Source organism: Flavobacterium sp. (genome assembly GCF_044357305.1).
GTDB lineage: Bacteria > Bacteroidota > Bacteroidia > Flavobacteriales > Flavobacteriaceae > Flavobacterium.
Genome location: NZ_JBIKPS010000003.1, coordinates 161,832 through 177,509, shown reverse-complemented (window position 1 = coordinate 177,509; position 15,678 = coordinate 161,832). Strand labels below are relative to the sequence as shown.

Below are 15,678 nucleotides of genomic sequence, written 5' to 3'. Positions count from 1 at the left end.
ATTTTACAGAATTGAAGTTATCTTTTGCCTAATATTTATATTGCTCGTAACTATTTCTTCCCTTTCTTCTCCTTAACAAACAACCCGGCTGTATATTTTTCATACAACTCAAATAAAAATTCCATGCGTTTCGCTTCGCTGGTGAAGGCTTGTTTGCTGTAGGCCGCATCCACGGCTTTGTCTAATTCGTTGTGCGCTTTTACTAATGCTGGTGGCATGGTTAAGGGATTGTATAAATCTGCTAATGAACTAGTAGGGAAAGAAACTCTAACCTCTAAAACATGTTGTGCCTTTTCTTCAATGGTTATTATTTGCTTTTCAGAAGGATTTTCTGGCCAAGGATAGTTATTGTAAACAATATCTTTTGAGTATCTGAAATCACTTTTCAATCTACCGCAAGTTGTTTTTACCCATGCCATGTGCATTTTTGACATAAGTACCCCAAAATGATATTGGTTACCCAATGGGATTGACATACAAGTATCACTTACAATCGAATTTTTATCAAAAAAGCCAAAAGGTATATACGGTCTGTTTTCTGATGAAACTCTTGGCACCACAATAAATGTTTCAGGTCTATTTCTATCTCTGAATAAAGTTGGTGTGAGTGAAAATTTCTGGGTTGATGGTGCAACACTATTTAATCGAAATTGTTTAACCAATTCAACTCTTTTAATCACCTCTGACAATTGCCTTAACACATTAGGTTCAATATCAACAAGCCAAATACACCATCTTTTTTTTCCGTTCAGAAATTCAAATGCTGAAATTAGGGGTAAAATATATTTTTCAGATAGTGGTTCAATTGATAAAAATTCCTTTTTTTCTTCATCTGATAAAATTAAGTTACCACCATCTAAAGGCATATTACCAAAACTCATTTTTGGAACATTACATATTGGATTAGATTTTTTTTCTATTAGTATGTCTTTAGCGTCAACTAAATATGGATTGATATTTTTGGCTTTTATTTCATGTGCTTCCCCTTTAATATCTTCATATTCATAAATACGCTTATTATTAGAATCATAATTTGCAAAACCAACAATAACACAATACACAGCTGCATTACCTTTAGCTTCATTGCTCCATTTGAAAGTACGATGCGCAAAATGTATTTTAACGCCATATTTATTTATCATTTGTCCCCACAAAATACTGGTCTGCTCTCCTTGAACAATAGAATTTGTAGAAACAAAGGCTGCTTTAATTTTGGTATTTTGAATGTACTTTGCTGCTTTTAAATACCAACCGGTTACATAATCTAAAATTCCACTTCCTTGAATATTATCAAATTCTTTTACAATTTGATCTCTTTGGAATTGGTTCATAATTTTTGAACCTATGAATGGTGGATTTCCAATTATGAAAGAAAGTTCATTTATAGTCACTACTTCTTCCCAATTGACTTCTAAAGCATCACCATGAACAATTTTAGCCGATTTTTTCAACGGCAAACGTGCAAAGTATTGTCCAAATTCATTGCTAATTTGCATGTTCATTTGGTGGTCAATTAACCACATGGCTACTTCGGCAATACGCGCTGGGAATTCTTCGTATTCAATGCCGCACATCATGTCAACATCGAGCCAAATGATATCGCTAACATCTAAAACTCCTTGCCCTGATTTGTAGGTAGCTCGTAACACTTCTAATTCTAACAAACGTAATTCGCGATAGGTAATCACTAAAAAGTTCCCACAACCACAAGCAGGGTCTAAGAATTTGAGTTGACTAATTTTTTTATGGAATTCAGGTAATTTGTTTTTATTGCCTTTAATACTTTCAAAATCAGCCCACAGTTCATCTAAAAATAGAGGCTTTATTAATTTTAAGATATTGCTTTCACTGGTGTAATGTGCTCCAAGATTTCGACGTTCTTTAGGATTCATGACACTTTGAAACATGGAACCAAAAATAGCCGGTGAAATTTTACTCCAATCGATGTAACAACAATCCAACAAGGCTTGTCGCATTTTACTATCAAAACTTGCCATGGGTAAAATTTCTTCAAACAATTTTCCATTTACATACGGAAAATCATTTAACTGCTCGTCTAAATTCTTGAATCGTTTGTCTTTTGCCGTATTTAATACCTGGAACAATTCTTGAACTTTTGAAGCTAAATCACTTCCGTCTTCAGCGGTTCTGTTTTCTATGTAATCTTGAAACTGTTGTTTTTCAAAAATGGTCGTATCTTCTGCAAACAAACAGAATAAAATGCGAACCAAATACACTTCTAAAGGATGTCCTTCATAACCAATTTCTTCTAATCGGTCATGGAGTTTTCCCATTAATTCAGCAGCTTTGATATTGGCTGGATCTTGTTCCTTATAGGTCTTTTTTTGGTAGCCTAATAAATAACCAAAACTTTGCACGTTTTGAATTAATTCATCAATTGTAAATTCTAAAGTGGTTTGTTCTTCAGTATCGTACAATCTGAAAATATGGAAATCGCAAACCAAAACGTATTTTGGGAGTTCGTTTTGTTTTAGTCCATGAGTATAATCAATCGCTTGTTGAAAGGCTTTGTCTAGGTTTTTACCACGACTTTTCATTTCCACCAAAATAGTTCCTTTCCAAAGTAAATCGATATACCCATCGGCATCCGAAAGTTTCTTTACTCGGTGTTCAAAGGTTCCAATCTTTTTACGAGTGATCCCAAAGACATCAAAAAAAGCATCTAAAAATGGTTTAGCATCCGCTTCTTCATTAGTAGTGTCTTTCCATTCTTTTGTAAATTTTACTGCTCTGTCTTTTATTTCGTTCCAGCTTAATGCCATTTAATGTTTGTTTAATTGTAAAGCCTTATACCAATAGTAAAAAGCTTCTGGGTTATATTTTATTTATCTGACATAAAGTTTTTTATCTTTCTACTCACTTCTCTTTCTACTTGGTCAAAATCAGGTAAATCTTTGATTTGATCATTCATCGATTTTTGCCATCTTGCTTTGTATTGTGGTAGTTTTTGTTCTAGTTTTTTGTGAAAGTCTTCTGGATTTTGTTCTTTGCTAATGCATTTATTCCGGAATTCATTCGTATAAAAATCAACATCCATTTTTTCGACTTCTACTAAATACCAAATATCATAGTAATCTCTTGGCTGCATTCGTTGCATAGTACATCGAAGTTTTTCTACTAAAAGTTCTTCCAATGGATAGCATAGTAGTTTGTAATCCTCTAAATCTGAATAATCCACAATAGCATTTTTTACTATTGGTTCAAACTCTAATTTTTCACTTTTTGATATGTCAATCTTTACTTTTTTGTTGTTTCCAAAACCACCTAAAGGACCTACATAGCCAATGTAAAAGTTTAGACCATCTTCTTTATCCTCTTTTGCTTTGTCTTCATCAGCTTCATCATCATCAATTTTTTTTAGTGGTATGTTTGCTTCCTCTTTGATTAGATTAAATATTTCGTTGAACCAATCAAAAATTTGTTCATTAGAAATTTCATTGTCAAGCAATGTAAAATCTAAATCTTCTGAAAAACGATAGTCTTCAAAATAGACTTTCTTTAATACGGTTCCGCCTTTGAAAACGAGTATTTTTGCTAGTTGTTCGTGATTTGCAATTCCCCAAAGGATCCAAGATAGTATGTAGTCTTTTTCGATTTGCTGGTCGCGAACTCCGACTTGGTTTGCTTTCTTTTGTATTTCGCCTGGCTTGATCATGTGAACATAGCTGATTTAATGGTTTCAGTATCTAAATTTTGTTGAATACTCCAACGGCTGTTTCTTTTTCCTGTCTTTGGTAGTTCGGTATCTAGAACTACATAGGAAGCTGTTTTTAGTTTTTGAAGTTCTTCGATTATTACTGTTTCAATTTCAAAGAGTTCTAAAAGATATCCTAATCTTTTTACCACAGCCTGAGAATCGAATTTTATGGTGTATTCTAAAAGCTTCTTATAATCTAATTTCTCTTTTGTACTGTATATGGCTCTTGCTACCTCTACAATTCCTCCTGCGTAATCTGGTTTGAAAAGGCAATCTATTATTGTTTTTTCTATATCAGAGCAGCTTACTTTATTGAAATCATCAATCCATATTTTCTTTTCTCCGAAGAAATGGTTTTCATTGTGGTATATGAACTGGAAGGTTATATTTTTGATTTTAATTTCAGAAGGTCTCATTTGTTTGTTCACCACAATTTGTTCTTTTAGCGATGGCTGTGTGATGAGGTTGTGAATTTGTAATGCGGAATAATAGCCAATATAATGTTTTGCATCTTTCACTAAATATTTTGCAATTAAGTGCCAATCGGGCATAAAAATTTCGGCATTTTCTTCAAATGGAATGATGTAATAAATCCCTTCTTTTATACGCATAATAAGACCTCTTTTGGTCATATCACTCAATAATTTACTAACTGTATTCTCTTTTGCTGTTGGAAATATTTTTAAAGCTTCTTTGTATGCAAAACAAGTTTTGTTCTTATTGTGTAAATAAGAAAGTAATTCATTTGATTGTGTTGAAGTATTTTTATGCTTCATAGTTTCAATGTGAGTTTTAAACTCATTGCAATGATACAAAATATAATATTATATTGTATGTATTAGAATAATAATTTATGTATTATATGTGAAATGTGAGTTTTGAACTCATTATATGGATATAAAACATAATTAATTTATTTTCTCAATTATATCACTCTCGTTTTCTGCCTTGAGTTAATTTAATAAAAATAATCAATATACTCGGGAAGTTCTATTAAACTTAAAAGACTATTGGTTGCTAGGGTAAATCAAGAAATTCAATATTCATGATGTGTATTTTTTTTTATGAAATAAAGTTACTTTTGCCATTACTAATCGTTTAAAGATAAACGCTAAAAAATGGGGTTTATCTTGCGGTGAAAGGTAATCCATAATACTACTATTTTAAAACATACACGTAAAAACAAAAAATTAGTTATTATTTCACCTCTTATCCGAGCTGCTTGGACTAAAAGTGATGAGGTTAAACATGCTTCTCATTCGAGAACGGAGTCTATTTCCATACACTTTTTCAATTTCAGTAGCTGAAAGATTTGTAGTAATGTGGGTTACTGATTTATTCTCGACAAACTGCTCATAGCGACTAATGAGTATTTCAGCCATTACGTTGCAATCGTTACCAAAATGTTTGATTTGTTGTTCGGTTCCTAAATCATCAAAACAATAGCCAGTAAGTTTAGATTGGAAGTTTTGCTTTAGTGTGAAGTTGTTTATTGCTTCATAACCATTTTTGGCAAACTCAAAGGAAATCTCTCTGCACGTTTTGATTTTGTAATCGGATGCAGAAAAAGGCTTGATAAGATGCATTAAAGAGGTTTTACCACAACCAATTGGACCCGACAACAAAATACCTTTAGATAAGTTTATTTGCTGTTTAAGAGCTGTTTCTTTATCTTTTATCATATAAATAATTAATTTGTAGATGGTGTGTTTATCTTCCTCACAGATTTTGAAAGCTTGTCCGTAAAGCAGTTTTCCATGGTACTCAATGAAGTTAAGGCATTTGTTGAAATCGTATATTTTTTGTTTGTCTTTAATTTCATAAGTGTCCGTAATTATTTTACAATGGTTCTGCATAGTTTTTAAAATTAGGTGTGTGCAAATGGTTTGGTTGAGGTGTTGCCGTCGTTCCCTGAAATTTGTTAGAGTTTAGAATCCAATTTCTTGCTGCAGCTTTCCAGTCTTTCATTTTTGATTTTCCGCCAACTAGCCAACCATTGCTTTGAAAATGATTGTAGAATTTTTCGGCTTCGACCAACGGAATTTGTTTGTCTTTAAAAAAAGCCATAACCAGTTCCCAATCTGGAGGAATTTGTTCTGTACCTTTTTTTTCGCGCAACTTTTTTTTGGCATTTTTTTCAGCATCTAAAAACGTTTCAATTTCAAGATTTTTTTGATTATCAACTTCATTTTTTTGATTGTGCTCGTTTACAATGTTTAAATTGTTTGTATTGTTTATATAAGGTACATGTTTAGAGCTTGTTTGATACTTGTTTAAAGCTTGTTCATTATCCTGTTTAATAACTTGTTCAATAACTTGTTCGTTTTTTGATAAGCTTTTTAACTTTCGGATTTCCTTTTTTTGGACTGGTTTAGTATAGTAATCCAAGTTGATCACTTCGAGTGTTGAGCCTTTGAATGGATTGTAAGAGGGACTGTAAATGACATATCCTTTTATGGAAAGTTCTTTGATGCACTTATGGAAAGTTGCTGTTGAAGAAATCTTACTGATACGCATTAATTCATCTCGTGAAATACCAATTGGGTTTTGAAATCGATTTTGATTCCATAATTGGAAAACCGCCATGTATAGACTAATATGTGTTGGATTTAATTCAAAATCTATTGAAACTTTTTCAAAAAATCCAGTTAGGTGTTTTATGTAGTTCATTTTTTTAGTGATTAGTGAAAGTGATTAGTTTTCTTCTTTTATTTTTTATCTTGATAAAAAAAGAAACAAAAAAGTACTCAAATTGTTATTTAAATTTTGGATTTCGTGAATCTTCGATTTCAAGTCTTGGTATTTTCAGTGGTCAATTACAATCTCAAATCCTAAAAAAAAAGAACTCGACCTTTGGTCTCAAACAGCTTTTCTTTTTTGCTGCGCCAGTTCGCTTCGCTCGGGTCGGATTTTTCAATTGATTGACACTCGCTACCAAATACCTAGGACGGCTTTAACCCTTTAATAACTTTTCAATGTCGGCATGGTTGTAATACATTATGCCTCCAATTTTGGTGTAGGTGAGGGTGCCGTTTACTCGGAGATTTTGGAGTGTTCCTGGGGAGATATTAAGGAGTTTGCGGACTTCATTGGATTTGAGCCACTGTTTTGTTTGTTGCGGTTTGGATTTAATGATTTCTTTTAAATCGTTCAAAAGCTGACTTCTGAATTCGTTTAAGTCTTCGATGGTAATAATTTGTACAGCCATAACTTATGTTTTAGTTTGTTATGGTCCAAAATTAGAGTGCTTGATTTATTTTCTTTCACAACGGAGGTCGCGTTGTGAACGATTTTTATTTAAATTACCTCATCTGAGTCTTCCATACGTTTTAAAAGTTGCTCGTTTATTGTGGTGATAAATTTTGTTTTATCACTCTTCCTAGCCCTGATTTCAAGGAATACACGGCGGTATTGACCTAAATCTATATCGAAAATGTGTTCGAAATATTCGGCTATTTCTTTTAAATCAGCTGCGCCATTATTAAAAACTCCTTCAGTATGTAGCGCATACATTAATTCTACTAAGGCTACTTTAGAGCCTGTCCATGTCATTTTTACGTTGTGTTTACGTTGTGATTTTTCTGTATTTTCTTTGTTTTCCAACATAATCAATTGGTTTTCAATATATAACTCAATAAGGTCGTTTGCTAGGATTGTTGCTACTTTAAAATCATGTGAAGTAGCAAAAGAGGTGTCTGTTTCGAAATAATAAGAGTCCAGTACTAATTTGATGTCGAATTTTCCTCTGAAGAAGTATTTGAAATCTAGGTAGGTGCTACCAGAACGGAAGTATTGGTAGAATTCTAATTCGTTATCGAAAAAAGCTTTTAGTTTAAGAAGTTCGTTGTTGTAGTACTTTTTGAGTACCCGATTGCCTCCATTTGGCTTTTTCATTTCTATTTTATAGACTCTATTAAAGTAGATTAGTTTGGAGGTGAATTGTGGCTTGATTTCTTTAAAGAATTGAATTTCCTCAGTTTCGGTTTTGAAGTTGGATTTGGTTGTGACTTTTTTGAGTTCGTTTATGGACTTTAGAATTATAGTAATTGCTTGCTCACACTTCTTGATTTGATCGTCTATTTCTAAATCAATGAAGTTGAGTTGTTCGTTGAGGTTGTTTAATAGTATGCTGTATTTTGGGTTCAAAGAAATTGGGTTTTAGGTATTGGTTTTTGGGTGTTTGAAGTACTAATTGCAAAGTGAAAAGTACAAACTGGTTATTAAAATTGTTTTGTTCAATGCTCCGAAGACATTAGAGTTTGGTTATAATATAATTACGATAAAAGGACAAAAAATATTAAACAGATAATTCCAATAAAAGTTGAATTTAAACTTTTATTATAATTTATAAATTTGGAAGTAGCAATGCATGAATTAATATAAATTTGAGAATTCAAATCATTTAAAAATTGACTTTTATTTTCAGTATTAATATTTTTTGAAAAATCTTCATAATTGTTTTTTGCTATAGTAAGAAAATATATATTCGAATTTGTATTTAGTGAATTTTGTGAATATATTTCAGCATTTATACGAGCCTTTAAAGTGTAGTAAATAAAATAAAAAGTCTTAATAGTATAAAAAGCAAAGCCTAATAATACTAATAAAGAAAAGAAACTTTTAATAGAATAAATATCAATACAATTTAAATTTGGCCTTAATAATAAAACTGATTTCATAATATTTATCAATTTTGATGAAGATATAAGTGTTAGTATTACTCCGTAAAAGCCTAATAAAAAGGAGCTTTTAGAATCACAGTTATTTATCCAATGACTCACTATATCATATCTTTTTAAACTATTTGCTATTTGATTTTTAATTTTCATACTATACAAAAAAATATTTAATTTGTTTATTTAACCAATCTTCTAAATCAATTCTAATTATATCTGAGACATAAAAATCATTAATTTTTTTAAAAAAACTTTGATAATTATCTTTTCCATTTCCATACCCGTTTAAATCTATAAATACTGAATCAGTAATCACAAGATTTTCAGATACAATTTTATTTGCTTTAGAACACATTTTACTAGCTTTATTTACAACATCACCCATCCATACTATATCTTTTATACCACTTCCTTTATAACCAGCTTGAATCATTAATGCTCTGCCTTTTGCTATTCCTATTCCAATTTCTATTGGTTCTATTCCTTTTTTAGACATCTTATAATTTAATGTTCTTACTAAAGAATTAGAAGTATAAGCTGCTGAAAAAACATTTAAAACGTCATTTTTCTTTTTTGAATTAAAAACTGCCCAAACCGAATCACCGACTATATTAATTTCTTTACAATCTTCATAACTTTGAAAAATTGCGGTAATCTCGGAAATAAAAGCTTTGTAAATTTTCGCTAATGTTGGTCGATTATATTTTGTTGGTAATTTTGATGATTGCCTAATATCAATAAAAATGGCGTAACAATTCAAATAAAAACCATTATCATATGTTAATCTATCGCTACTTGGAATTTCTTCTAATTCCTCAAAAGTAGAAGTTGTGTTTAATATTTCATCTATTCTGTTTAAACTATCATTAAAATTGTATTCGTAATTTGTTGTAACTTTCATTTATTTGTCAAGTTTTAATAATTCTTCAAAATATTCAGCGCCATGTGTTTCACACCAATTAGTTTCTAATGAATAAGCTTCATTAAAATCGAATAATTTATTATTTGTCAAATCAATTTTTTTCCATAATAATTCTTTATTTCCATTTGGACAACCACAACTTTTTCTTGCCTTTTCATTAGAAATATTATTAAAATATCTATCTGAAACTATCAGTTGATTATCATTTGACATTGAAGAAAGTTTTGATGCCATATTAACTGGTTTCCCTGCCCAAACTTCATTTTGTCTGTCTGTCCTACCATTTTTTTTCTTTAAACCAATTTTTCTGACTAAAACTGTCTTTTGGTCTATACCAATATGACAACCAACATCAACAGTAGTTATATTTTTTATTCTTGGTGTGAATTCAAGATTTGCAAATGTTTTAAATGTTACAGCAGCAACTAATGCACGATATGCTTGATTGGAATTAAATAATGCAAATACACCATCCCCTCTAACGTCAATATAAGGAGCTTCTAGTTCATGGAAAATTCTAACTGCTGTTCCGGTGAATAACTGATAAGCACTTGCAGTGCCTTTATCATGTTTTACGGCGCTTAATTTTGTAGAACCCATCATATCCACAAAAACACAAATTACATCAGGAATTCTAAGCCAATAGTTTGGATTTTCTAAAGGTATTTCTGAAGTATCTGGAATTTCATTATAAACTGTAATTGACTGACCAACATTATAAATTTCAATTTGTTGACTAATACAATCTCTTAAATATTTGGGTAATTGATTTTCTTTAATATTCATTATTAATTTATTTTGGTAAAAGTTCCATAGATTATTTTATTTACAAACCCCACAAGTCCGACCATTTTTTGCACAGTGTTTGCAGTACTTACAATTTTTACAAGCTGTGCAGTCTTTTGAACCGGTGCATTTTCTGCCTACAGTGTAGTATGTTGTGGCTCCTATAGTTGTTAGGAATAGAATTGCTGAGATGAGGATTGTTTTATTCATGGTGTATTGTTTATTTGCATGGATAGGGGTTATATATTTCTATTGCTTGCCCAATTACTTTAGAATTAAAAGTTTCCATATTTATTTCTTTTTCAAACCACATATTATTGTTCTTGAACACAGTAATTGACCTTCTATTGTTCTCATGAAACCATGCAGTGTATAAAGTTTCTGCTTGATTTCTATATTCTAGAATTGTAAATATTGTAGGCATATTAATTAAATCATTTTCAAAATAGCCAACTGCAGGGAATAAAAAATCTGGTAAAATTGGATTCATACGGTCTGTTTTAATAATCGTTTTTTTTAATTACATTTATATGGGTCAGGGTCACCAACTGCTGGTGTAAAACTGTTATTGTAGCATAGATTTAATTCTGATGCTGTAATGGTTTGTTTGGTTAGGTTTACTGATAATCCTCTATTGCTGTCGGGTGCTGATAATGATTTGTTTTGATTAGCAGGAATGTTGTTGAAGGTTAGGTATTCGGTTGTGTAGATATCTCCATTTTCTTTTATGTAGTCTATTGCTACTGTGATTTGATCTATGGTGTTGTTTGTATTGTTGGTTACGATTACATCTAGATTGGAAATACCTCCGAAAGTGCTCACTGAATATTGATTTGTTGTGACTTGAACTAAACTTGTAATGTTGTTTCTTGTTTGTCTTTGAATTGAATCGTCTGATGGAATGCTTGTTTCTTGATTACCAGTGCTGTATTCTGAAATAATTGTGCTTCCAATTGCTACGAATGCAATTAAAAAGATCCCTATAAGGAAGTATTTTAAGAAACTTCTTTTTTGAGGTTTTGCGATTTCGTTTTTTGGGGAATTATATATGGGAGGAGTCATGGATAGAAGAATTATTTTCAACTCATCTATTTCTCCTGCTTTTTTCCAGTCGGTCATTTCATCTGACCAGACAGGTGTCTCTTTGGTTATTTTTTGTTCTTTAAGTTGTTCTTTGGTAAATGGACCGATGCTTTCTTGACCGTTGTGTAGGTAGTATTTTTTCACTTCTTAATTCATTATTTTTTAAATAAACAAAGTTTCCTTGAATGGTTTGCATTTACAATCCGTATTTACACGTATTATTATACTTGTTATTACTCCTATTGATTTGTTTTATGATTTATATTAATGTTATATTTACATACGTATAAATACGTATTTTAATATATATAAACACTAGTTATTTTTGACTTATTAATTTAAAAAACATAACAATTATGAATTTAGAACCAACCACAGGTAGTATTATTTCTGAAGAAGAGGCAAAGAAAATGATTGCCCTATTTGCAGAAAAATTTCCTAAACAAACAGTATCGTCTTTTATAGGAAGTGATAATGTAAAAAAAATATTGGAGCAAGAAGAAAGTATAGGTATTCGTATTTATAATGGCTATGATGAAGAAGTACAAAAAATTAGTTTGGTTTTGGTGGGTGTTAACAAAGAGGAGGAGGATATCTTGAAAAATGGTATTATTTATGATAGAATGGTTATTTGTCCTCCAGCGTGTCCTAAAGTTGGATTAGTTTAAAAAAAATATTAATTTTGAGTAAAACCTATCTTTTTACAGATAGGTTTTCTATTATATAGCTGTTATGTTTTTATTGTATTTTGTAATTATTTTTGGGATCACTCCTTTACTCTACTATTTTATTGCTAGGAGCAAAAATGTTAGAGAACTAAAACCTATTATTCCATTTATTACCTTAACATTTGTATCAAGCTTATATGAACTTTTTGGTTCGCTTATTTTTGGATGGAATGTTTCTTATTGGTTTGTTTTTTTCGAGATCTTAGCTTTTTTATGTATCTATTATTTTTACTTTGAAATTCTACAAAAACAATTTTTGAAACTGTTTTTACTTACCTTATTTCTTTTTTTAGGATTTTGTTTTTATTTAAGTTTAAATTTCATAATAAAAGATTTTTTTATTGTCTCTTCTTATTTGAATACATTTACCACTTTATTTATATTATTTTTTACTATAATTTGGTTTAGAAGGCTTATTCTTGATGCGAGTATTGAAAACCTTTTGGAAAACAGTACTTTTTATTTTATTTCCGGTTTCATATTATATTATTTTGGAACTCTTTTTTTATTTTTAATTAGTAACTATTTATACAAATTTGATGCTTTATCATTACAATCATACTGGGTGGTTAATATCATATTGAATCTTATTTTGCGAATACTTTTAATTGTTGGATTGTGGAAAGCGAGAACGAAATAAAATTAATATTTTTCATTGGAACATTTTTGATGCTTTTTTTGGCATTATGTTTACTATTTATGGTTTTGTTTTACCAACGCCATTTGGCTAAAATTAAGAAGAAAGAAGCAGAGTTGTTATTGAAAACTGCCTTGAAAAGTGAGAAGAATGAACGAAAACGAATAGCTAAAGATTTGCATGACGCTATACAGAGTGATTTGAATGCTATTAGAAATTATGTCCTTCTGTTTTCTAAAAAAAATCGAACTACAGATACTCCGGAGTTATTGGAAGCCATAAAGACCTCTTTGGAACAAGCTATTGAAAATACGCGTTTGATTTCTTATCAATTGATGCCTCCTTTGCTAGAAACATTAGGATTTAATTTGGCTTTACGTGATTATTTTGAGCAATTGAGTACTTCAACAGGGAAAGATTTTAAGATTGATTTAAATCTGGAGGATAATTTGGTTTCTGATAAGATTTCTTATGAATTGTTTCGTGTGGTTCAGGAATTGACTTCGAATATGCTAAAACATGGTTCTATTACTTATTGCGTTGCTCGGTTGAGTAACACCCAAAAGGGTGATTGTTTTGAGCTTATAGATGATGGTATTCCTTTTGATTTTATGACGGCTTACAGATACGCTAAAGGAACAGGGCTTAAAAATATACAATCACGCTTGCAAAGTATAGCTGCTCAATTTGAGCAAAAAAATATTGAAAAGGGTAATCATTACATTATTTCTTTATCTGATTAATTATGACAAAATTAGCTTTAGTTGATGATCATCAGCTGTTTAGAAAAAGTTTATCACTTTTATTGGATTCCTTTGAAGGTGTTTCGGTAGTATATGATACGCATGATGGTTTGGCTTTTTTAAAATACTTGGAGGAATATGACATTGATGTATTATTGTTGGATTTAGAAATGCCTATAGTGCATGGTTATGATGTGTGCAAACAGGCAAAATTAATTGATCCTTCTCTTAAGATTATAATACTATCACAACTCACTTCGAAAGAGGCGGTACATCAAGTAATGGAGATGGGAGCGAATGGTTACTTTACTAAAAACACCTCACCTGAAATGCTTGAAAACGCTATACAAAATGTAATGGATAAAGATTATTGTTTTGACATGGCTTTGAGTTCGGTTATTAGGGAAGCCTTGCTATGGAAGAAAAAGCGACCTGTTTTTTCAGATTCAGCAACGGTACGTTTGACCCCAAGAGAAATAGAAATTATACAACTTGCTACTCAAGAAAAATGCAGTAAAGAAATTGCTGATGCTCTTAACATTAGCACCCGAACGGTTGAAAAACATCGTAAACATATCATGGAAAAAACCCAATCAAAGAATTTTATTGGCGTTGTTTTGTATGCTTTGAAAAAGAATTTTATTTTTTTGGATGACGCATAATAGTAGATAATGATGGCATTTTATTCAATACTTTATATACTGAATAAACAATTTCATAAATAATTTAGATTTTAATTAATTCACTAAAATTTATTAAAAAAGGAAGCAAAAAATGCTTCCTTTTTTAATATCGAAATATTTACTGATTAATTTACATTATTGAAAATATAAATTGTAATACAAAAATACATGATGTAATACCTAGTAATTTATAAATAGTTCTTTTTTCATTAAAAAATACATAAGCCGAAAAACTTAACAAGAAAATAAGAATAATTGCAATGGGCTGAGGGTTATACTCAAATAAAGGTCTTATTATTCTAGGGAATCTATCTAAATATTTTATTTTTAATAATTTAAAACTTTTAAGGGCTAAATTTTCATTTTGATACCAGAATACATACCAATCTATAATGTTTAATAGACTCATTAAATAAAAAGCTCCTGCAAAAAATAATTTTGTTTTCATTGTTTTTTCTTTTGTTAAATCCACCAATACCATGCAATTGTATTACCTTTACAGCTGCTTGCCACACAACCACTGAAGCACCAAGAATGTTGACATCTTTGGCACGCCATATCATGTGCTAAACATGCGGCGTTCCAATAAAAACAACCACCAGAATAATTACCACAACATCCACACTGGCCACCCTGGGGCCACCCAGCTTTTGATGAAAAATATGAAATTAAAATATTTGTTATTTCATACATATTTTTATTTCCTGAGTAATTTTCTAATGCTCCAAGATAGTAATTTATTCCTTCATTTTCCTTATCCCAAGTCTTTCTTTCAATTAGATAAGATTTAAAATTATCAATATTAATTTTTACTTCTTCAGCACAAACAAAAGATGACAAAGCAACCGGATAGCTCCCCATTATTGAAAAAATTACATCACCTTTATTTTGTAAATCTCTATTAGCACCATTTAATAAAGATTGAAACATAAATATTCCTTGATATACAAAAGAACGTTGATTTTTAGGCGAAATTGTATCTTTTACACTTAATACCATATCAGATAAATATTTTGAATGTTCTGATATAGATTGTTTGCCATATTCTTTAAAAATTATTGAATATTTTGATTTTAATAAATTTGATAGTTTTAAACTGTCAATAACATTATTTGAATTTAGATCAAAAGTTTTATAATTAAATGTTTTACCAGATATATTATCATCAATTTTCAAACTAACAGAAATTGACGAATCTTTATCTTTTACAAATAATTTGTAATCATAGGTTATTTTAATTCCATTTTTAGTGTCATTATAAATCCACTGCGAAAAGCAAAAGTTAGAATTAATAATAACTAATAATAATAATGTTTTGGTAATAATTTTTTTTAAAGCCATAGTTAATTGATTAAAGTTAATTTAAATAGGTTTTATTATTTTTTAAAAATATATTCAATATTAAATCAAATTTTTAGTTAACTAAATACGTGTTTTTACGTAATTTACTCAAATGAAAAAAGACCTTGAAGAGGTCTTTTTGGTGGTAGATTTTTTTAGTAATTATTTCTTTTTATTGCTTTTTTCGCGTTGCGATAAAGCACTACCCGCAACAGATTTACTTGATGCACTTGTTCTTACGTCTTTGAGAACTTTTGAAGCTGTTGAGGCTACTTTAGCACTTGTTGTTTTTTTTGCCATTGATTAAATTAGTAAGTATTTTGAATATGTGATTTGAGACTTGGACTAATTGTTGAAAAGA

Annotated in this window: 17 protein-coding genes; 4 read left to right on the top strand and 13 right to left on the bottom strand. The window is 30.2% G+C overall.

Translation table 11 applies throughout. The annotated features are described in order from the left end of the window. Nucleotides 1–50: 50 nt before the first annotated feature. The 11 genes from ACIQ2J_RS04205 to ACIQ2J_RS04155 form a co-directional block, all read right to left on the bottom strand. The gene (locus tag ACIQ2J_RS04205; protein ID WP_396167081.1) at nt 51–2,783 is read right to left on the bottom strand and encodes a class I SAM-dependent DNA methyltransferase; all 2,733 of its coding nucleotides are present in this window, start codon (nt 2,781–2,783) and stop codon (nt 51–53) included. A gap of 59 nt (nt 2,784–2,842) precedes the next feature. Further along, entirely contained in the window at nt 2,843–3,676 is an 834-nt protein-coding gene (locus tag ACIQ2J_RS04200) for a nucleotidyl transferase AbiEii/AbiGii toxin family protein (RefSeq protein ID WP_396167078.1), read from the bottom strand. Further along, on the bottom strand, nt 3,673–4,494 hold the full coding sequence (locus tag ACIQ2J_RS04195) for a transcriptional regulator (RefSeq protein ID WP_396167076.1): 822 nt from the start codon (nt 4,492–4,494) through the stop codon (nt 3,673–3,675). Before ACIQ2J_RS04195 ends, ACIQ2J_RS04200 begins: the two co-directional genes overlap by 4 nt. Before the next feature lie 426 nt (nt 4,495–4,920). After that, complete coding sequence (locus tag ACIQ2J_RS04190; protein WP_396167074.1) at nt 4,921–5,574, bottom strand: ATPase; 654 nt, start codon at nt 5,572–5,574, stop codon at nt 4,921–4,923. Then, on the bottom strand, nt 5,558–6,388 hold the full coding sequence (locus tag ACIQ2J_RS04185; protein ID WP_396167071.1) for a transcriptional regulator: 831 nt from the start codon (nt 6,386–6,388) through the stop codon (nt 5,558–5,560). The genes ACIQ2J_RS04190 and ACIQ2J_RS04185 overlap by 17 nt, the downstream gene beginning before the upstream one ends. Nucleotides 6,389–6,671: 283 nt before the next feature. Continuing rightward, nucleotides 6,672–6,926: a helix-turn-helix domain-containing protein gene (locus ACIQ2J_RS04180; protein ID WP_396167068.1), complete on the bottom strand. Its 255-nt coding sequence runs from the start codon at nt 6,924–6,926 to the stop codon at nt 6,672–6,674. 89 nt (nt 6,927–7,015) lie between these two features. After that, nucleotides 7,016–7,864: an RteC domain-containing protein gene (locus ACIQ2J_RS04175; protein ID WP_396167065.1), complete on the bottom strand. Its 849-nt coding sequence runs from the start codon at nt 7,862–7,864 to the stop codon at nt 7,016–7,018. A gap of 684 nt (nt 7,865–8,548) precedes the next feature. Then, nucleotides 8,549–9,295, bottom strand: coding sequence for an adenylate/guanylate cyclase domain-containing protein (locus ACIQ2J_RS04170; protein ID WP_396167063.1), 747 nt, complete (start codon nt 9,293–9,295; stop codon nt 8,549–8,551). After that, nucleotides 9,296–10,102 (bottom strand): adenylate/guanylate cyclase domain-containing protein, encoded by an 807-nt coding sequence (locus ACIQ2J_RS04165; RefSeq protein ID WP_396167059.1) that lies wholly within the window; start codon nt 10,100–10,102, stop codon nt 9,296–9,298. Nucleotides 10,103–10,322: 220 nt separating this feature from the next. Continuing rightward, on the bottom strand, nt 10,323–10,592 hold the full coding sequence (locus ACIQ2J_RS04160) for a hypothetical protein (protein WP_396167057.1): 270 nt from the start codon (nt 10,590–10,592) through the stop codon (nt 10,323–10,325). A 26-nt stretch (nt 10,593–10,618) separates the two neighbouring features. Continuing rightward, the gene (locus ACIQ2J_RS04155) at nt 10,619–11,329 is read right to left on the bottom strand and encodes a DUF4339 domain-containing protein (protein ID WP_396167054.1); all 711 of its coding nucleotides are present in this window, start codon (nt 11,327–11,329) and stop codon (nt 10,619–10,621) included. 212 nt (nt 11,330–11,541) lie between these two features. On the opposite strand from ACIQ2J_RS04155, the gene ACIQ2J_RS04150 reads away from it, so the two are divergent. From ACIQ2J_RS04150 to ACIQ2J_RS04140, 3 genes are all read left to right on the top strand, one after another. Continuing rightward, on the top strand, nt 11,542–11,853 hold the full coding sequence (locus ACIQ2J_RS04150; protein ID WP_396167052.1) for a hypothetical protein: 312 nt from the start codon (nt 11,542–11,544) through the stop codon (nt 11,851–11,853). 678 nt (nt 11,854–12,531) lie between these two features. Next, nucleotides 12,532–13,293: a sensor histidine kinase gene (locus ACIQ2J_RS04145; protein WP_396167050.1), complete on the top strand. Its 762-nt coding sequence runs from the start codon at nt 12,532–12,534 to the stop codon at nt 13,291–13,293. Nucleotides 13,294–13,295: 2 nt separating this feature from the next. After that, entirely contained in the window at nt 13,296–13,955 is a 660-nt protein-coding gene (locus tag ACIQ2J_RS04140; RefSeq protein WP_396167048.1) for a response regulator, read from the top strand. A gap of 151 nt (nt 13,956–14,106) precedes the next feature. Here ACIQ2J_RS04140 and ACIQ2J_RS04135 read toward each other — a convergent pair whose 3' ends face one another. Together ACIQ2J_RS04135 and ACIQ2J_RS04130 are read right to left on the bottom strand one after the other, a co-directional pair. Further along, on the bottom strand, nt 14,107–14,424 hold the full coding sequence (locus tag ACIQ2J_RS04135) for a hypothetical protein (RefSeq protein WP_396167046.1): 318 nt from the start codon (nt 14,422–14,424) through the stop codon (nt 14,107–14,109). Between the two features lie 14 nt (nt 14,425–14,438). Further along, nucleotides 14,439–15,317 carry a hypothetical protein gene (locus ACIQ2J_RS04130; protein WP_396167042.1) on the bottom strand — a complete coding sequence of 293 codons (879 nt, stop codon included), beginning with the start codon at nt 15,315–15,317 and terminating at the stop codon, nt 14,439–14,441. Nucleotides 15,318–15,429: 112 nt separating this feature from the next. On the opposite strand from ACIQ2J_RS04130, the gene ACIQ2J_RS04125 reads away from it, so the two are divergent. Next, nucleotides 15,430–15,624 carry a hypothetical protein gene (locus ACIQ2J_RS04125; protein ID WP_396167040.1) on the top strand — a complete coding sequence of 65 codons (195 nt, stop codon included), beginning with the start codon at nt 15,430–15,432 and terminating at the stop codon, nt 15,622–15,624. The last annotated feature ends 54 nt before the right edge of the window (nt 15,625–15,678 follow it).